Annotated in this window: 15 protein-coding genes; 7 read left to right on the top strand and 8 right to left on the bottom strand. The window is 39.7% G+C overall.

The genetic code is table 11. The features are described 5' to 3' along the window. Positions 1-256: 256 nt before the first annotated feature. The 4 genes from GTH32_RS12625 to GTH32_RS12640 form a co-directional block, all read right to left on the bottom strand. Positions 257-463, bottom strand: a complete 207-nt coding sequence (locus tag GTH32_RS12625) for a hypothetical protein (protein ID WP_049587460.1) — start codon at positions 461-463, stop codon at positions 257-259. A 495-nt stretch (positions 464-958) separates the two neighbouring features. Beyond that, positions 959-3,856, bottom strand: a complete 2,898-nt coding sequence (locus tag GTH32_RS12630; RefSeq protein WP_049587458.1) for an ATP-binding protein — start codon at positions 3,854-3,856, stop codon at positions 959-961. Between the two features lie 60 nt (positions 3,857-3,916). Next, the gene (locus GTH32_RS12635; RefSeq protein ID WP_163086215.1) at positions 3,917-6,478 is read right to left on the bottom strand and encodes a response regulator; all 2,562 of its coding nucleotides are present in this window, start codon (positions 6,476-6,478) and stop codon (positions 3,917-3,919) included. A gap of 9 nt (positions 6,479-6,487) precedes the next feature. Continuing rightward, entirely contained in the window at positions 6,488-7,630 is a 1,143-nt protein-coding gene (locus tag GTH32_RS12640) for an EAL domain-containing response regulator (RefSeq protein WP_163086217.1), read from the bottom strand. Between the two features lie 198 nt (positions 7,631-7,828). Here GTH32_RS12640 and GTH32_RS12645 point away from each other — a divergent pair, with 198 nt between their 5' ends. The 6 genes from GTH32_RS12645 to cheB are packed head-to-tail and all read left to right on the top strand — an operon-like array spanning position 7,829 to position 14,752. Continuing rightward, positions 7,829-8,323: a chemotaxis protein CheW gene (locus GTH32_RS12645; protein ID WP_163086219.1), complete on the top strand. Its 495-nt coding sequence runs from the start codon at positions 7,829-7,831 to the stop codon at positions 8,321-8,323. Then, on the top strand, positions 8,323-9,654 hold the full coding sequence (locus GTH32_RS12650; RefSeq protein ID WP_163086221.1) for a CheR family methyltransferase: 1,332 nt from the start codon (positions 8,323-8,325) through the stop codon (positions 9,652-9,654). Before GTH32_RS12645 ends, GTH32_RS12650 begins: the two co-directional genes overlap by 1 nt. Continuing rightward, entirely contained in the window at positions 9,641-10,180 is a 540-nt protein-coding gene (locus GTH32_RS12655) for a chemotaxis protein CheW (protein WP_163086223.1), read from the top strand. The genes GTH32_RS12650 and GTH32_RS12655 overlap by 14 nt, the downstream gene beginning before the upstream one ends. 9 nt (positions 10,181-10,189) lie before the next feature. Further along, a complete protein-coding gene (locus GTH32_RS12660; protein WP_163086225.1) occupies positions 10,190-11,653 on the top strand; it encodes a methyl-accepting chemotaxis protein in 1,464 nt (487 codons plus the stop codon). Between the two features lie 4 nt (positions 11,654-11,657). Beyond that, positions 11,658-13,709 carry a hybrid sensor histidine kinase/response regulator gene (locus GTH32_RS12665; RefSeq protein WP_049587445.1) on the top strand — a complete coding sequence of 684 codons (2,052 nt, stop codon included), beginning with the start codon at positions 11,658-11,660 and terminating at the stop codon, positions 13,707-13,709. Beyond that, positions 13,706-14,752, top strand: coding sequence for a chemotaxis-specific protein-glutamate methyltransferase CheB (gene cheB, locus GTH32_RS12670; protein WP_049587443.1), 1,047 nt, complete (start codon positions 13,706-13,708; stop codon positions 14,750-14,752). Before GTH32_RS12665 ends, cheB begins: the two co-directional genes overlap by 4 nt. A gap of 42 nt (positions 14,753-14,794) precedes the next feature. Here cheB and GTH32_RS12675 read toward each other — a convergent pair whose 3' ends face one another. The 3 genes from GTH32_RS12675 to GTH32_RS12685 are packed head-to-tail and all read right to left on the bottom strand — an operon-like array spanning position 14,795 to position 16,525. After that, the gene (locus tag GTH32_RS12675) at positions 14,795-15,154 is read right to left on the bottom strand and encodes a response regulator (RefSeq protein ID WP_049587441.1); all 360 of its coding nucleotides are present in this window, start codon (positions 15,152-15,154) and stop codon (positions 14,795-14,797) included. 38 nt (positions 15,155-15,192) lie between these two features. Beyond that, positions 15,193-15,561: an Hpt domain-containing protein gene (locus GTH32_RS12680; RefSeq protein WP_049587440.1), complete on the bottom strand. Its 369-nt coding sequence runs from the start codon at positions 15,559-15,561 to the stop codon at positions 15,193-15,195. Beyond that, entirely contained in the window at positions 15,545-16,525 is a 981-nt protein-coding gene (locus GTH32_RS12685; RefSeq protein ID WP_049587438.1) for a response regulator, read from the bottom strand. The genes GTH32_RS12680 and GTH32_RS12685 overlap by 17 nt, the downstream gene beginning before the upstream one ends. Before the next feature lie 943 nt (positions 16,526-17,468). Here GTH32_RS12685 and GTH32_RS12690 point away from each other — a divergent pair. Further along, positions 17,469-17,882, top strand: coding sequence for a J517_1871 family lipoprotein (locus GTH32_RS12690; RefSeq protein ID WP_246223245.1), 414 nt, complete (start codon positions 17,469-17,471; stop codon positions 17,880-17,882). A gap of 396 nt (positions 17,883-18,278) precedes the next feature. Here the strand turns inward: GTH32_RS12690 and GTH32_RS12695 are convergent, their stop codons facing one another. Continuing rightward, on the bottom strand, positions 18,279-19,046 hold the full coding sequence (locus GTH32_RS12695; RefSeq protein WP_049587434.1) for a hypothetical protein: 768 nt from the start codon (positions 19,044-19,046) through the stop codon (positions 18,279-18,281). Positions 19,047-19,107: the final 61 nt, after the last annotated feature.

Here is a 19,107-nt window from a genome sequence, read left to right on the forward strand (position 1 = left end):
GGGGAAACAAGTAACATGCTTTTCATAATCATTCCTTGATACTACATTTACAATATTTATTGGAGATCAGATTAACCTTTTTCGCAGCCATAGTCTAAGAACCAACCGATGTATGCGCCCGAAATTGATCATAAAATTGGTTGGCAATGCGTGTGTTTCCCTCGAATAGAACTTTATTCTCAAGAAAGAATGCTCTATCAAACTGAAGTAATGCCTTATGAACGGTGTTATATCGCATTTTCTTCTACCACATAACCTAGCCACTAGGCACAAATACGCCCTTTCCTTCTGTCTTAATCAGTTCCTGTAAAAGTGCATGTTCAGCTTGGGTCATTTCAGCTTCATCAACAAATCGCCACCTGCTCTCGTAATACAGGTATGCATCAGCCTCTGATAATTCAGAAACATTTTGCATATCCCATAAGAGAGACTTTAAAACTGGGTATTGGTCAACGTTTATCATAAGGGGAAAATTACCTTAACTGTAACACTAGCGATACTAGCGTTTTTGAAGTGATTTTTCAGCTAAATAAGTTGGGTTTACTGGGTAGTAACTATTGTCCTTTGGTTTTCGTCTAGTGGCGCTCGTGCGAGTGATAGACGGGTGAACAGCGCCATTGCTTTTAGCTAGTTATAAATAGTGTTTGAATTGTAATTTGACCAATCTGGTCGATTCAGCTTACCATAGAAGGTCGAACTACTTTATCTGCTATTGATTCTTGCTTAGATAACCAGTGATTGCAGCTCCCTACTCCTTTCCCTCCTACTCCTACAAACGACTCTATCGGAAAAAATCAAAGGAATTACTCTTATTAATTATTGCTCTACGGTCGAAATTCATAACAAGGGTTATGTAAAATTTGGCAAGTTATTATGAAGCGCTATGGGGATATATTATCACGGAAGTCTCTTCCTGTTTCTGTAGCGGAGCTATTTAATGCTGAAAAGGCTATTTCATCTAATTTGTTGAGGGTAGCAGTGGAAAGGTCATTGTAACCCTCGTTCCTTCCCCCAGATTACTTTCAATCTTTAAATCACCAGAACATTGTTTCACAAACCCGTACACCATTGATAACCCTAACCCAGACCCTTGACCAATTTTTTTTGTTGTGAAGAATGGCTCAATAGCTCGCTTAACGGTATCACCTGACATTCCTTGACCATTGTCTGAGACGAAAATTAGGCACTCTGATACAGTTTTATCGACGTTGTTTTCCTTTAATATTCCTATTTGGATGGTGCCACTTCCATTCAAGGATTCAGACGCGTTAATTACCAAATGGGTCAATGCCATTTTAAATTGAGCTTCATCTGTTTCAATTAGCACTGGCTCATCACATAGCCTTAACTCAATTTTGTGTTTTTTGTCGAAAAGCGCTAAGAAAAACTCGCTAATTTCGCTGAGCAAGCTGTTTAATTCTACGGCTTTTAAATACATTGACCGCTGTTTGGTGAAAGATAGTAGATGTTTGGTTAACACCCCCCCGCGAGTAGCCGCTTTTAGGCAGGCTTCAATAAATGGCATCACAGCCTTATTGCCTTCTAGCTCACATTCAAGTAAATCTAGGTTCATAAATATCACTTGAAGTAGATTATTAAAGTCATGGGCTATCCCTCCCGTTAACTGAGAAACAGCCTCAACACGTTGAATGGATATGTTTTTTTCTTCAGCTTGTTTTCTCTGGGATATATCCCGAATAACGAATAATAATAAGTTTTCTTTTTCATTTTGAAGCTTTGCGCATCTTACCTCTATCGTCATGTCAACTTTTTCATTCGAGAATAGGCTGAGTTCAGAGGTCTGTGCATTATTATCAGCGACGCTAACCATATTATTTAGCAATGAATGCCATTCTTTTTCTCTGAATAAATTGCGAATATTATCTCCAACGTTGATCTTTCTATCTTTTCCAAATAAACGTGCTAAAGCATCATTAGCTCGAATGATACTACCAGATGTTGTACAAAGAATTAATCCGTCAAAGCTTGAATTAAAAACAGTTCTTAATTGTTCTTCTTGCTTTTTAAATTCTAGTTCGCGAACCATTTTGAGCGTAATATCCGTTTGAATTATCACAGCTCCAACTTTTTCCCCCTGTCTGTTAAGTATAGGTTGTCCCTGAACGAGTAAATTTTTAGGATTTAGACCCTTAGGTTTTACAGTAACAAGCTCATCTGAAATATACTCACCCAACAACGCTCGGTGTAGTTGGAACTCGTTAGGCTTCAGAAGGTTTTCGCCACTGGAGTCATGAATTGAGTAATAACTAGGTAATTCAGTGACGTGAATCGCAGAATATGACTTTTGGTAAATTTTCTCCGAAGTGGAATTAAAAACTTCTATTACTCCGTTCGCATTACAAGCAATGACGCTACTTTCCAAGTTATCAAGTAATGCCTTTAAAAAATATTCTGTTCGCTCCAATTTTTTTGTGACGGAAATATAGGACGTTAAGTTTTGAATAAAGCCGATAAATTTGGGTTTTTCAATATCAGCGCGTTGTATAAATTCGCCATAAACTTTAATCTGATGAATTATAGGTCCACCTTTTGCGGGAACCTGACACGGCAGAACAATTGACAATACTTCATGCTTATTGAAAAGCTCATTCAACGCCTTAGAAAAATTTTTCTTTTCGGGGTAACTTAAGTACTTGGATAAATCGTCCAATGATTTCAAATTAATATCCAGCTCCGGTAAAACAAGTTTAAATGGCCCACTTAGTAAAAATTCATTGCTTGAGTACTCAAATGTCCAAGAGATTATTCCTGCAACTTCCTGTGTAAATCTTAGTTCAGTGGTGCGTTTCTCGAGTAAACTCTTGGCGTGCTTTAACTGAAGGATCGCATTTTCTACTTCCAGTATGTTACTGGTAAACGGTGAGGACTCTGGGGGATTTTCGTTTTCCCAACTCAAATCTTGGGAAATATCGAACGCGTAACCGACTAGAGCTTGAATACTTCTATAATAAAATAGGTATACAAGCGCTGTCATCAGAACTAAAAAAACTAACATTGAAAACAATGAAACGAAAATAGGGCCCCCCAACTTACCAAAGAAATCTAGGAGTAGAGCTTGCCTTTCCTGTGTGGCAACGATATGCATGTGAATACCGTCTAAACTCGCTTCCTTAAACGCATAAACCCGAGTGATGTTGTCTAAGCCAGGCCCAACTCTGGCACCAATGTCCTCGGAATGTACCTGTTGGTAAAGTGGAGATTTCAACACAGAGCGGCCTTGCCAGTATTTAGCTCCCTTGGGGTGGCGAGATGCTATTATCATACCGTTATGATCGATGATGAATGTTGCGGAATATTCGTCCAGTGGTTGTTGCTGAAGAATTGAGAATAACGACTCAACTTTAATTGCTAGTGCGAGAAAATAAGGCGTGCCCTGCTTATTAACAAACTTAATCGCAAGAGGAATCACTTGACTACCAGACAGTTCACCATTCCTTAACCGTCCCACGTTCAATTGGCCAATTTCCGCCTCCAAGTTGAATAGATTGAGCGAACTTAAATCTTTTCCTTCGCTATCAGAATAGGTGCTGCAAACTACTTGCTTACTATCGCTTACCAAGGCAATACCACCAAAGCGAGAATTAATAGAAGATGAGTTAAGCGTACTGTTCAAAATAGTTTTACAGCTCTCACCCTGTAATTCTGTACTTAAACTGAGAATGTGCAAAACAGAGCTGGCTTCTGATAATAGAAAGCGAACCTCTCGGTCTATTGCTTGAACATGGATTAGAGAGTCGTGTTTCGCATCCTCAATTACACTTAACTTGGTAACTTGAAAAACTGAATAGCTAGCAGCAGACAATAAAATCAACGTCGCAATAAAAACTAACCACATCCTTCCCCTGTTTGTTAGCAATAAATACTTAAGTCGTTGAAACATTTTTCATATCCAGTTCTAACTTTTAGGTAATAATTCTTTTATGACGTTATTTAACTCCTCACGTCGATAAGGCTTTCTTAGTAATCTACACTTTGAGTGATTGTTACCTGATACTTGAAAGCCGTTAAAATCAGACCCTGTCGCTAAAATGACTGGCATTGATGGTGAGACTTTACCTACTAAAGAGACAATTTCTTCGCCAGTATGCTTTCCATCGAGAAAGTAGTCAGTAATCACAAGCGCAATATCCTCACAATTCTGTGTAAGCAATAACTCCGCTTTTTGGAAACTCGTGGCCAGTAAAGGCTTGTAACCCAATGCAGTGAGGTGTCTTTTTACAATTAAGGCAACTTCTTCGTTGTCTTCCACAATGAGTATACTCTCACCGCTGCTATTAGTGGCGTTTGTAAGAAGAGAATTTTCTTTCAACCTAACGTCAATCGAGTGAGCTAACGGTAACAACAGAGTGACAGTAGTACCTTCACCGTTGGATTCGATCTTTATATAGCCGTTACACTGTTTTATAAAGCCATACACCATTGCCAACCCCAATCCTGTGCCTTTTCCCTCCTCTTTTGTTGTGAAAAAAGGCTCTATAATTTTTTCTTGAATTTCTGGAGGAATTCCTATTCCGTTGTCTTTAACCTCCATTTTGACAAAGTCACCTTTAATTGCAGAATCGGTAAGTGTTTCAACATCATTTATCCTTTCGGCAAGTTCAGCACTTACTATTATCTGACCTCCGTTGGGCATTGCGTCTCTCGAATTAATAGCCAGATTGAGGAAGACATTTTCCAACTGACTATAGTCTGTGAATACTTCTAGGTCAGGGTTTTCACAGATGAAATTCAACTGGATATTGGTAGGTAATAACCGTAGAATAAATTTGCTAAGGGAAGTAAAGAAGCTGCTGACCTTGATAAACTCGCCACGAACAGGCTTTCGACGTGCAAAAGTTAGTAATTGGTTAGATAGTTCTGAACCACTAGAAGCAGCTCTTATAATACTTTGCGTGGCCTCCCTTTTTTCCTCAAGAGTAGCTGTGTTATCAGTGAGCGTATCCGTACTGCCTAGTATAATGGAAAGTAGGTTGTTAAAGTCATGTGCAATTCCCCCAGAAAGACTTGCAACACTTTCCAGCCTTTGCATGTGTGCTAGCTTGTCCTCTGCTTGTTTTAAGTCAGTTAAATCTATGAATGATAACAATAACGACGGTGTATCATCGTTTAATGGTGATAACATTAACAGCGCAGAAAGTGCATTTCCGTCTGCATCTATCATCTCTCCGGGGAATGGACGTCCCATCCACGATGCGTCAATATCTTCATTAAAGGTAGCTGGAATTGTATTCAGATTAATGACTTCCCGCAATTTAATGTCTTGCAAATTTTGATATTTCAATAATGACTTCGCGGTATCATTTAAAAACTCGACAATTAAGTCACCGCTAACGATGGCAACGCCGAATAACGCTGATTCACTAATGGCACGAAATCGCTTCTCGGAATTGGCTAACTCGGTTGTACGGAGTTCTACTTTTTTCTCAAGAGCGTTTAGAAGAGTGATACGATCTAAGTTAGTTTCTATTTGTTGTAAACATGTAGCAAAAAATGTTGATAAATCCTCGTACTTTATACTTTCTTCAGTCAAGAAAAAATGTAACGAGTAAGCATGTCCTTTATCGAACTTTAAAGGGAGATAATGATGCTTCCCTTGACTTTGCAGCGATTCTGTCAATAAGCAAGCTTTAGGGGAGTTTTCCGCGTCACTTGCCACAGTTTTCATACACGTACATTGAGGTACAATTTTTCCACTTTTTAGGTGAGGGTGAGTGCTTTTTAAAACCTTGATATGGTCATTTTCCACCCCTTCGCAAAACCATACAGCTTCCACTTGCTCTAATGAGACTAGTAATTTAGAGGCTGTACAAAATAGTTCTTCTATTGACAAACACGCTTGTAAGTCGTTAGAAAGTCTCATCTGAATATTTTGAAGTTGGAGCTGCTTTTTCAGCTTCATTGACTGGTGTTCAAGCTCTTGGTTTAAATAGACCGATTCGTGATATGTGGATATCAGAAGGTCTAAAATCTGCTGTCGGTCCGCAGTAATAAAATGTCGCTCTCCACCAAATTCAATTTCTATGCCGAGTTCCATTTTCCTTTTACCACGTAGTCGTCTGTTTGATAACAAGTAATCTACTTGGTCTAAAAGGTAGTCATTTTGGTAAGGCTTCGTTAGAAAATTATCAGCACCAACTTTTAATCCTCGTAAAACATCACTGGCGGACTTTAAGCTTGTGACTAGCATTACGGGAACATCAAATCCAAATTCGTTTCGTATGGTCTCACTTAATTCATATCCATCCATTTCCGGCATAACTACATCGGTTATTACTAGCTCCGGCAACTGTACTTTCATTCTTTGCAATGCCTCACGTCCATTTGAGACAGTTCGCACGCTATAGTTCGCTTGCTCCAGCAGCCACGCCAATTTCTGTGCTTGTGTAGGACTATCCTCGACAACTAAAATATCCGCTCTGCTGGCGTTTGATCGCCTCAAGTCACTGTCGTTGTTCATTATTTGCTCCTAATTCGAGTGACTGTGAAGAAACTCGATAGCATCATCAACAGTCAGGGGACGCGAAATGTGAAAGCCCTGCGCGAAATCGCACTCTAATTTTTCTAAAAGGTCAAGGGTTTCAGCGTCTTCGCAACCCTCTGCGACAACGCTCATATTGAATGCTTTACCTAAAGAATTTATAGCTTTTATGATGGTTTGGTCACTCTTTGAACGCAGTGCTTCTCTAACAAATAACATGTCTATTTTAATCTCATTAAAGGGCATGTTTCGTAAAAAGGCTAGCGATGAAAAGCCGGTTCCAAAGTCGTCAAGCGACAGCTTAAACCCAGCAAGCCTAAGACGTGTCAGGTTATCCATCGCAGTGACTGGATCTGCCATTGCCACTGTTTCAGTTATCTCCAAAGTTATTTGGCGAGGGTCTACAAAATTACTAGAACAGATACGTTTGAGTCTGTTCGCTAGCTCAAGATCACTCAAGTCGCCGGCAGAAATATTGACTGAAGTTTGAATTGGAACACAACCAGAAGCGTCTATTTTCTTAACTGAAATACATGAGTGCTCTACCACATAATCTGACAATAATTTGAATAAATTATGCTTTTCGAATTCAGGAATAAATTTGTTTGGCAAAATTTCTCCAAACTGAGGATGATTCCATCGAAGTAGCGCCTCGAAACCTGATATCACTCTTTCTCTAAGAGCAAGTTTCGGTTGAAGCTTCAAAAAAAACTCTTGATTTTGCAATGCCGTTCTCAAAGCATCAGGGCTACAGTCGAACATAGAACGGTACTTAGTTAAAATTGCCTTAAGCTCTCTGGCTGGCAGTGGTTTACTCAGTGCTTCACAGATTGTTAATCCTTGCTCTACTCCAAGTTTTGCGGCTACGGTTACTACCCTTGGATCAAAGCCACTAATTAGGATTATCTTCGCTTTACACCCCATTGCTGCCAAATGTCTCAATACTTCGACGCCATCCATATCCGGCATTTGAAGATCTAATAAAATATGGGATGGGCACTCATCAACAACCCGTTTTAAAAAGTCGGCAGGGTTTACTGTAAAAGAGCTCTTGTAACCCACTGTTTCTGCTACACGGCTGAACGCCAGTGCGATATCAGGTTCATCATCTAAAATTAAAACTGAGTCCAAATTTCGCCCTCTATTTCACGCTTTCCACAACTAGATTAAGTATTAACCTACTGAGAAATCGGCATATAATTAAGTATCTGAATTATATCATTTATCATAAATAGGTGGATCCCCCTACTTGACGAGAGTTCCGTTTACATTACTTTATTGTGCGACTAAAGTATAGGTCTGCCTCCAGTGGTTATTCGAGACATAATTGTGAATAAAAAGACAGAAGAGTTTTTCTCAGTTAAGGTCAAAAATCTTGCGATTGCTATACCTATTCACCATGTTGTGGAGGTACAGCTTGCTGTAAATGTAATTGAAACGCTTTCGACAAATAATTACTTTGATTGTGCGTTTAATTGTAGGGGGAACTTCATACCTGTATTCGATATAAGAAAACGGCTTGGTCTTGGAACCTCAGCGGTGTCTCGTTCACACTATTTTTTAGTATTGAAGTGCGATGAAATGAGATTCTCGATCATGATCGATGAGATAATTGGAACAATCAGTTTTGTTGCGTCTGAACTGCATAAGAAGAACACGTTGACAACAAAATATGGTGCTCCTCTTTTAATGAAGTTAAGTTCAGATGCTGTTTCAATTTGTGATCTATCAACATTGATAACTAGCGATATTAAAGAGGAATTTTACGAACTAATGTTTGATAAGTACTGTGAGAATGATTCTTCTAAAGAAAAAACGCACTAATGGGCACAATTTCAAAAGAAACATTTGCAGAAATCTCACAGCTTCTTAATTTAGGGCTTGCTGAATGCAGAGTCGCGGACGCAAAAATTAAGATATCAGAATGGTCCATTCAGGAAAATATCCAATTAGAATCCGATTTAGCGTTAACGTTGAAGTCGAACCCCCTCGCCGTTCAGCGCCTTATAGACAAACTCGTGGTTGGAGAAACGTATTTTTTTAGGCACGAGGGACACTTTGTATTTATTCGTCAAGAAGTCGAGCGTGATGACCTCAGGAATACAAAACAATATGAAGTCTTATCGGCGGGATGCTCAACTGGTGAGGAGGCGTACAGCTGTTCGATGCTATTAGAACAAGCAGGCGTGCAATACACAGTGAGAGGCATTGACATCAGCAGTGAAAATATTCGGAATGCTAAAGAAGGTAATTACTCATCTTGGTCACTTCGTAACATAAATGCCTTTTCTGACCTTACAACCTATTTGAGGGAATATAAGAACGGTAAACACAGCGTTACAGATGAGGTAAAGAAACAAACTCTGTTTCAGTGTGAGAATCTGTTGAAATCATCTGAATATGAAGGTGGTGAGTATTCTAACCGTTTTGATTTTATTTTATGTCGTAACCTTATGATTTATCTTCAACCCGCGGATACGAATGACCTTGCTTTTCGATTGATTGAAATGTTGAAACCTGGTGGATGGCTTATACCAGGTCCCTCCGACCCAATTACAACTTATCTTGATTTATTAATGCCAAAAGAAACGACAGATGGCCTTGTTTTTCAAAAACCGGTAACACTTAAAAGAAATACATTACCCTCAAATGTTAACCATTATCACCCGAGCTCTATAGACCGCTCAGTTAGTGTTTTACGCAGAGCGACTAAAATACCTAGTCCGACAGCCTCGCATCGCTTTTCTATAAATACAAGAAACACTAACACATCAAAAAATGAACAAGAACTAGGGCTTACCCCACATAATCACGAGTTAATTAAAGCGAAAATTCCTGTGTCGATGGAACCAGAAATTTATTTTCAGGAAGCATTGAAACAATGGGAGGGGGGGAACTTGTCCGAAGCAGAGAATTCGTTAACTAAAGCGTTGTACCTTGAACCTGTGCATCCTGTTTATATCTATTTCAAAGCAATGTGTTACTTAGCTTTGAATAAAAAATATTTAGCAAAAAAGCAATTCTTATTTGCCAATAAAATATTATCGAGCAGCGAAATCTCTACTACAAAAGAGACAAATAATTTTGAGGATCTTAGACAGGCGATAAATAAAGAACTAATTAAATTGATGGGAGTTAGTCGTGACAAACAATGATAACTGGAGTGACCTGATTGGTGAAAATGAGCGAAGGATAATGCGAGAACGAACAAAGCGCTTAGCCACTCCAATTGACGTTGAAGGCGATGCTTCAAAAGACTATTGGCTGACTTTTGCTCTGCATGGAAACACTTTTGCTATTGAATATTCTCTTGTTAGCTTGGTATGCAAACGGCCTCACACGACATCAATAAGTTTAAACGGGGGACTAGTAAACGGACTAGCCAGTCTGAATGGGAAAATAGTTCCTATCGCTAATATATCTAAATGGCTTGAGCTAGAAGAGAATGAAGCGTTAAAGCAGCCCGAAAGCCTTTTTTTACTTCAAAAAGCCGAGAAAGGGTTTGCATTCCTTTGCGAAGTGGGGGAGTTAATCACAATAGATTCCACACTGATCTTTACCGAAGCTGATAATGAAAAATGGATAGAGCAAGAGCTGCTGATAACCAGAAACAATAATATTTGGTTTATTGATGGCAAATTACTTTTTAATAAATATAACAAGATGATACAGAGCAAGTAAGGTGGAAGTATGCAAGATGTGAAAAAAGTAAAAATGATATCGATGGGTCTTCAGAAGAGAATTTGGTTCCTCGTCGGTATCTTATTCATCACAGCAGGCACACAAATAACTCTTAGCATTCAGGCTGTAAACTCTCTGAAAGGCTTAAGTAATAGTGCAGACCTTTATGGGTGGGGGCGTACGTTAGCGCAGAAACAACTTAACTTGGCTCTGATGGAGCTACAGCAAAATGATTCAGCGCATACTAGAACAAGTAAACTTGAAAGCGAAATAGCTTCACTTTCAGGGGAAATTGACGCTCGCTTTGAAATATTAAGAAAAGGAGAGCCAAAACTGGGTATCCAACCCACCGATGATCCTGAGCTACTATCTCGTCTAGAAGAAGGAGAGCAACAGTGGCAATCGCGCACAAGACCGTTATTTCAAAAACTGATCTCTGAAGAAAATATTGGTTCAAAAACTCAAATGATTGCGTTGCTAACTCAGGAGACTGACGTTTTCATTGAAAGGATACAGGCGTCAATATCACGTTTTAATGATATCTCTGAAGACAGGATTGCTTATGCCAATAACTTGCAAATAATATTTGTATTTATTTACATGGTTGCCGCAGGCTTAATTGTATGGGTTACCAAACCGCTGCTTAAGACTTTGGGAGAGACAGTAGGGGCGTTAGGAAGTGGTGCTTCAGAAATTCTAGCAAGTACAGCACAACAATCAGCTGGTGCGAAAGAACAAGCCGCAGCGATTGCACAAACGACTTCAACTGTCGAAGAACTTTTGCAAAGCGCCAATCAAACCGCTAGCAAAGCTAAGATCGTAAGCGAGTCGGCGGAAAGCGCATCGAAGTTGGGACAAGATGGTGTTCAAGGTGTCGAAGCGAGTGTTTATGCGCTTGCGCGTGTACGCGAACAAAGCGATGCAATGGCACGAAAGATACTCGACTTAGCTGACAGTGCGAAATCGATTGGCGACATCGTGGAAGTTGTATCAGAAATATCAGAACAGACAAATATATTAAGTATCAACGCCGGCATCGAAGCTTCTAGAGCCGGGGAACATGGTCTTGGCTTTAGCGTGGTAGCGAAGGAAGTGAAAGAGTTGGCTTTAGAGTCGAAAAAGTCCATGGCTGACATAAACGAGATACTCGAACAAATTAAATCTTCCGCTAATCAAGCCGTGCTTGGCGTTGAACAGGAAAGTAAGTTAATAGACGAGTCTACAGAGACAGTAAATAACGCTGGAATAATAATTACAGACCTGGTTGAGGCGATAAATACAAACGCTCAAGCAGCAATACAAATATCTGCCGCTTCTGGCCAGCAAGTCAACGCAATAACACAAATTAAGCAAGCAATGGATGATGTAAAGCTTGCTACACAGCAAACTGTATCCGCTTCGAAGCAAAATGAGCAAGTAGCAGGGACTTTATCGGATTTAGGAACAAAGCTTCGTGATATTGTAAAAGGATGATCTCATGAATGAAGAGGAGCTTCAAAAGCGACTAATTGAGACGTTTCATCTAGAAATGGACGAGCATTTACAAGTGATGTCCGAAGTTATACCAGGGATGAAATTCAATAGCCGAGATGAAGATAAGCTAAATTTGCTATTCAGGGCAGCTCACAGTTTAAAGGGCGCAGCGAGGTCAGTTGGAAATAGTCAGGTGGAGGATATTTGCCACGTTTTCGAGAGTTTCCTTTCAGAACTCAAAAAGTCCGATAAGCTTATCTCCAAAGATGATTTAGCTACTGCACTAAAAAACTTAACAGCGCTTAAAAGACTTAGAAATTCTAACAGCGGAGAGCAAATATTACCAAAAGACAATGATTTAAGTAAATCATTGCAACAAGATGAAGAGGAAACTCAGCGTTCATTAGTTCGTGGTGCGGTCAATTATGCGAACGAGTCAATACGCCTACCCTCATTTATTCTTGATGATTTACTGGCAAATACGTCGGAGCTTAAGTTACTTGTGAGCTCGGGAAACTCTGTACTCGAAAATATAGGGAAAGTAGAAAAAGTTTTATCTCATCTTTGCACGTCCAATCGTACAGAGGCTATACAAGATATAGACAAAGCAAGTAAAATGCTTTCATCCCTTAAAGAGCAAACAAAAAAAATATCCTCAGAATTACAAAATCGACTTAAAACCCTAGAAAAAGTTGTTCTTAAATCTCGACTGAAACCTATCTCTGATGCGTGCGAGCCGGTACAGGCTTTTCTTCGTTCGGAGGAGCGGACGGTAAATTTTGAAGCTCGAGGAGTTCATCACAGTACTGACAGATACATCGTTGAACGCTTAACAACAGTATTGATGCATTTAGCCAGAAACTCAATAGAGCATGGTTTTGAAGATACCCAAGAAAGGGTACGCCAAGGGAAGGCCCCACACTGTAAAATAGAAATTGAGGTTCGCAAGGAAGGGCGGAACATTAGGTTACTGTATGCAGATGATGGTAAAGGTATCGACCGCGATCGCTTAAGAAAAGCGATTGTTGGGCTTGGTGACGTGTCCCTAAATGACGATATCAACCTGAATGTACTATTTCAGCCGGGTGTATCCACCAGTGAAAAAGTCTCAAAAGTCTCTGGTCGTGGGGTTGGCTTATATGCTGTCCAATGTGCAATTTCGGAAATGAGGGGGAGCATCGCAGTAGAGTCGACGCCAGGGAATGGTATACAATTTGACTTGGTTATCCCACAAGACTTAGCTAATTTCGACGTATTAATAGCAACTGTAGCTGATACCAATATCGCAATAGACCCCAATCATATTGAGTATACTTGCTCGCTACCTTCATCATACAAATATAAAAATGTCCATAACCATTTAATTGAGATAGAAGGCAAAACTTACCCTATCATTGAACTACCACCAATATTCATTGGAAAGGCGACCCTAGCTAAAGCAGCTATTGTTTTAAAGCACAATTCACATAAATATGTTCTCATAGTTGACCAGTTAATAGGGCTAGAATCCGTAATCGTCAGAACCCTATTTGAACAGATTGGAGAAAGCCCCGGTCTGAGCGGAGCAGCTATTCGTGATGGCAGGGATATCGCTCTTCTTATTGATGTCGCGCACGTTGTAAGTTTTAATTTAACAAGTCCTACACGCCGAGGTTTTACCGAGAACACTAATATTATTAATAAAAACTCGCGTACTGTGTTAGTAGTAGAAGACTCTATAACAACCAGAATTTTGGAAATCGCAATACTGGAAGAGGCTGGTTATAAAGTGTTGTCTGCGGAAGATGGAGAAAAAGCGTTGGCACTCCTTCACGCAAATAATATCGACCTTGTTGTTAGTGATGTTGATATGCCCATTATGAATGGATTCGAGTTAACTCGAAAAATCAGAGCTACTTCTGCTCTTAAAAGCATACCGGTAATCCTACTTACAGCAAGAGAAAACTCGAGTGATAAATTAGCAGGTTTAGAGGCTGGTGCTAACGCTTATATGAAGAAAGGGCAGTTTGATCAGTCAGGCCTTTTAGAGATAATTAAAGGATTAATTGGCCAGTGAAAAAAATTCGATTGCTCATAGTTGAAGACTCCCCTACTGTTTGCGTTTATCTTGGACTCATTTTTGCTGAATACGATGATATTGAAATAGTTGCTGTTGCTAAAAACGGTCGAGAAGGCATAAATTTCACCATAGATTTTAGGCCCGACATTGTTTTGATGGACTTGCATATGCCCGAAGTTGATGGTTTTGCGGCTACTCACGAAATCATGAGCCGATGTCCAACGCCTATAATTATTATAACGGCGACAGGTGATCCTCAAGACAAATTTTTATCAATCAAAGCATTGGAGTGCGGTGCTGTAGGTCTTCTAGAAAAGCCTGCTGGCCTTAATCACGGTAACTCGAAAAAACAGGTGACACACCTCATAAACCATATTAGAGCCTTATCAGATGTAAAGACCGTACAATTTAGAAGAAAGTATAAAACTCATCAAAAAAAAGACCTTGAAAGAGAAATCAAGCGCACGCACTCAATTATTGCTATTGCAACCTCAACCGGGGGGCCCCAGGCTTTGGCAAAAATATTGACCAATCTCGACGATACTTTTCCGCTACCAATTTTGCTTGTGCAACACATAGCACCGGATTTTGCGAATGGGTTTGCGGAATGGTTGCAATCTGTAACGAAACTAAAAGTGATTGTAGCCAAAGGGGGAGAGCGCATTTACAGTGGTAAAGTTTATCTCTGCACAAATGACAGCCACATTGGAATTACTTCTAACGAGCGTATTTTTTTGAGTAGTTCGCCAGCGATAAATGGGTTCAGGCCCTCAGCAAACTATCTGTTTGAGTCTGTAGGTAGAGCGTTAGGTGATAAATCACTGGCTTTAATACTGACAGGTATGGGAAATGATGGAATAAAGGGGCTCACTAGTTTAAAGCAAGCGGGAGGATACGTAGTTGCACAAGATGAATCCTCTTCGGTGGTTTTTGGTATGCCTAAAGCAGCCATTGATGCCAACTTGGCAGACGATATTTTCGAGTTAAATGAAATAGCTCAATGGTTACATCAAATGCAAAATGAACGAAACGACGCATAAATTACGCTATGTTTTTCATGGAAAAAATGTGGTGAGGGCATATCACAATACGTTATCCACAGTTTGTTTGAGTTGTTTTGCTCTATAAGGTTTTTGGATAAAATGAGTGCAGGTTGATGAAGAAAAATTTAAATGCTGATCTGAAAACGCAGATGTAAAAATAATAGGTAAATTAGCGAACTTTTCTCTGGCAAACGCAGCAATTTCTGTTCCTCTTCGACCATTGGGCAAAATAATATCTGTCAAAAGTAATGATATATCTGTTCGAGTAGAAAGGCATTCGATTGCACTTTCATAGTCATCTTTAACAATAACCTCGTAGCCACTGCTTTTGAGAATATATGCGGCAACATCGGATACCATTTTGTTATCTTCTACAATTAAAATTAATTTATCTAACATGGGACATTTCATTTTGAACCATTTTCTCCCTCCCCACACTACTTATGCTTGAAAATAAAATTTTCATTTTCAAGCAGTTTCTTAAGAACTTCCCATTCGTATGCAAGAGCTTGGTTTAAAACGTCATCATCACCCGCTCTCAACTTCTGTTCCAGCAATTCACAGATGCTCACGATTCGAATCGCACCAATGAGTTTACTCATTGTTTTCAAACTGTGTGTTGCTCTCTCTAATTCATTGTCGAAAATATTTACGGAGTCAAGAATCTCTTTAACGAATTCATCTCCCTCATGCAAGAAAGAAGAAAGTGCAGCACGCTGTACTTCAGGAGGCAGCCCCTCATAGTTATAGAAAAAAGTGTTGATGTCTATGATTTCTAGACCCCTAACATCATCTATGCTTTTCACTTTGAACTTCTTTCATAACTGGCTTGCTCAAGACAATCAACCATTTAGAGCGAACCTCCTTAAATTGCTTGTTAACGTAATGAGTGTTGCTTGTTTTTGTTGCAAATGTTTCCAACTTTATCTTAGAAAAATCGGATAATCGTTGAAACAAAAGTCGCCATATACTATCTGCAGCGTTGCTTTGTTTTAATCCTTTTGCAACATAAAGTATATCGTCAATTGCTAATCTAATATTTTTTATATCCTCGACAATATTTGGATATTTTTCTGTTGTTCTCTTTCTATGGTGTAACATATTTAATAGATATGTTACATGTTTTAATCGTCTATCTATTTGATGATATCCCGATGAAAGGTCTTCCGGCCATTTAATAAATGAGTGTTTTTTGACTTCATCAGTTGGATTCGTGGAAATTCTCTTCTTAGCAGTAGGCGGAGGCAGGTTTTTAACAAAAGCCCCTGCAAATTCAGTCTTATATGCTTCGCCACTTGTCGACACAATCGCTTTGTAATAATCAGGGCTTTTTAATTGGACATTTCTTTTAAGCGCTTTGCGAACTCTAGCTCTCACCGTTCCGGCGTTCAAAGGTTTTGCTAGAATGTCACTTATATCGTAAGCCAAGCACATTTGAATTTCTTTTTTGTAAGTGTTACCCGAAAAAATCAAAATAGGTATATCATGCCTACAAAGGTAACGCCCTTCTCTAATTTTTTTTGCTAACGTCAGACCTGAGGCGTTTTTTAAATGTATATCAATGATGGCCAAATCAACTTGGGAATTAACTAAAATTGACTCAGCAGCAGAGAAGTCTCCTGTAGTTCTGGTTTCGATATTTGGGATTGGCTTTAAGGTCTCGTACAAGAAATGACACATCAAGTTGACATCGTCAACAATTAAAACTAGTTTATCACCATGTGACTTACCTTGTTCTTGCGGGACGACATCTACTTGTTTCCCTTCCACTTTCACCTCCAATACAGGGTGTCAAAATATATTAGTTAGTATAATTTTACGTTAATTGTAAAGGGGGGTACATATCTTAATACACAAAACTACTGAACGAATACTGCCTTCTTCAATGTGGTTCGAAACCTTCCTTATACTCTATTTTTTGATATCGCTATCTCGTTATATTTTAATTGAGAGTCTGTCTTAAGAACTACATGGAAGTTATGACGATCGATATTACTCTTCACTAAATGCGTTTAATGAACGCTCCTCTATGTTGACCGTAAAGAAAAAAATATGGCAGTGTTTACACTATTGTAGATAAGGATAGATAAACCAAATAAGTCTAGCTATAAAAGGCTTAGAGAGAGTGACAATTTACAATTGTAAAAAAATCCGCACCTAAAATGATGCGGATTAAACAATGATTGTCAATAGACAACTTGTAGCCTTGTAAATATAGCATACTTTATACTTTTGTCTAATTGAGCAAAGAGACTTGAAGAGTAGTGGTTAGGGTGACTACTACGGCAACATACCCCCCCCCCCCCCATTAACCAATAAACCCTTTCTCACCAACCCAGCATAAGAACCCTAGCCGGACTCATTGACTAAAGCACAAACGAGGACGCCTCACCCACAACAAAAAGACTCACCTCCCACACCACTATACATCCACCAGCCTGCCCCATACTAAACGTGCGTTACTTGTCCACTACCTGTGACACACTTTCGCTTACCTCACCTACTCGCTCGCCAATTTCTCACGTTCTACCTGCACAACTGCGCGGAGCGCGCGGCCGCCGCAGCGAAGCTGCGGGAAGTTTAGCAAGACGGTATAGGGGTATGTTGCCGTAGTGATTGGCAGGTGGTTGTGTTTTTTCTTCAGGAACACGCGTACTATGGTCATTCCGTACTACACTGGTACCTACCACACCTATTCACATTAAGGACGATTATGAATGTACGCAAATATCTCGTTTTAGGCTCGTTAGCTTTAGCCGGATGCCAGTCTCCCGTCGATGATATGCTTAACAACAATTTTGTGCAGATAAAGGCTGAGCCAGCACCCTCACAAATCATTGGGTTCTGGACGGGTAACATGGGCCCTTACCTCGCGAGCCTCAGTTTCGATAAGTCAGGTAACGGGTACTTTTGCTATTCCTACGGAACAGCGGACGTTATTCAAAAGGTCAAATACGCTGAAGACACTATCTTTATCCAAGATGGAACCAGGTTAACGCTCGACGCCGTTTCTTCTGATGGCCTAAAAGTCTCATCAAATTACTTTGGCAGCACTGTCAGCGAGTTTTACTCTGATAATGAACGCAAAGAAGCTTCGGAATACTGTTCAACGCAGGTTCGCACATAGCCACGGAAGCAAGCGCTCCAGCACCGCTTCTACATATAAAAAAGCCCTCATAAAGAGGGCTTGGAATTTAAAGCTAAAAATTACCAGCGATTATTTTCTACTTTGCCAGTACATCTCAATTGTTTTGCATAACCTACTAAAATAAAAGTATGCAATGACAAGGTAAGCAATTATTGGCTCAACTGAGAACATAGTCTCAATAAAATCGTAACTAATAGAGTTCATGGTTTTCACCAGATGTCTGTTAGCGCTTGACGCGAGGGCTATGAACTGCCCTTTTTTCATTTTTATTTAATTTTTATCACTGCGATTTTAAATAGCCGGACGCTTCTCAACGTTCAATCTTATTATACGATACTATGCGCGTTATGCCGCTCTTTTTTTGAACAGATGGAGCTAACTCCCTATATTATTTTTCAAAAATGGAAATACATCAGTGTAATCGAAAAAATCACGCCCAGGTGTTAAGGGCTTTTCGTTTTTCAATGCCCGTTTACTGCTTTCGTACTCTTCCGGCATAAACGTTTTCACTGTCACTACTCGAGAAACCCCGCCGAATTTATTCGGCTTAATTGTGTAGCTTAAGGGTATATAAAAGCCATCGATAATAATGTATTGCTGTGTTTGAGGAGATAAACCGTTAGCAATCGCTTTGTATTCATCAAGTGTATACCCCTCATTGTTTGCCCCACTGTTATAACGAGACAATTCAAGCGCGGCAAATAATAATTGGCGAGTAATTCTCTGCAGAAATTTCCAAAGGTCCGATGGCGTTTTCACCTCGTGACCGCACCGCATAATGAGCCTTACAAGCGAATGTTTTGAAAGCTCTACAAAGAAGACGCCAGCGCCCATCGACGTTTTAGGATTAGTAAACGTTAAATCAAAGGCAATTTTGTCGTAACTTTCAATTGGCATGCGAGGCGCATTAAGTGATGCCTTACTAGAAAACAAAACCCATTCACCCCATATAACTTCCCAATTCTTTGTATCTTTAAAGCGCTGTGAAATCAGTGTGGCTGATGAACGCTCCTTACACCTAGCAAGTACTGCCTTGCATTGTTTGCGATGGCTACCATGAACCACAAAGTCCGGCTCACTAAACTGATGATGCAGTTTGCGCATGATCCGGTTCACTAATCCTTTAGCAAGTGATTTATCCACCAGCTGACTCCTTTCTAGCCGTTTTAAAATTTGTTCTCGAATTAACTAACTTAACACTATA

Source organism: Alteromonas profundi, from assembly GCF_010500865.1.
Lineage (GTDB): Bacteria > Pseudomonadota > Gammaproteobacteria > Enterobacterales > Alteromonadaceae > Alteromonas > Alteromonas profundi.

What these genes read in the sequence shown, in the direction of transcription:
- GTH32_RS12625 (WP_049587460.1), bottom strand. Translation starts at nt 463, where the DNA reads ATGATAAACGTTGACCAATACCCAGTTTTAAAGTCTCTCTTATGGGAT.
- GTH32_RS12630 (WP_049587458.1), bottom strand. Translation starts at nt 3,856, where the DNA reads ATGTGGTTAGTTTTTATTGCGACGTTGATTTTATTGTCTGCTGCTAGC.
- GTH32_RS12635 (WP_163086215.1), bottom strand. Translation starts at nt 6,478, where the DNA reads ATGAACAACGACAGTGACTTGAGGCGATCAAACGCCAGCAGAGCGGAT.
- GTH32_RS12650 (WP_163086221.1), top strand. Translation starts at nt 8,323, where the DNA reads ATGGGCACAATTTCAAAAGAAACATTTGCAGAAATCTCACAGCTTCTT.
- GTH32_RS12660 (WP_163086225.1), top strand. Translation starts at nt 10,190, where the DNA reads ATGCAAGATGTGAAAAAAGTAAAAATGATATCGATGGGTCTTCAGAAG.
- GTH32_RS12665 (WP_049587445.1), top strand. Translation starts at nt 11,658, where the DNA reads ATGAATGAAGAGGAGCTTCAAAAGCGACTAATTGAGACGTTTCATCTA.
- GTH32_RS12675 (WP_049587441.1), bottom strand. Translation starts at nt 15,154, where the DNA reads ATGTTAGATAAATTAATTTTAATTGTAGAAGATAACAAAATGGTATCC.
- GTH32_RS12690 (WP_246223245.1), top strand. Translation starts at nt 17,469, where the DNA reads ATGAATGTACGCAAATATCTCGTTTTAGGCTCGTTAGCTTTAGCCGGA.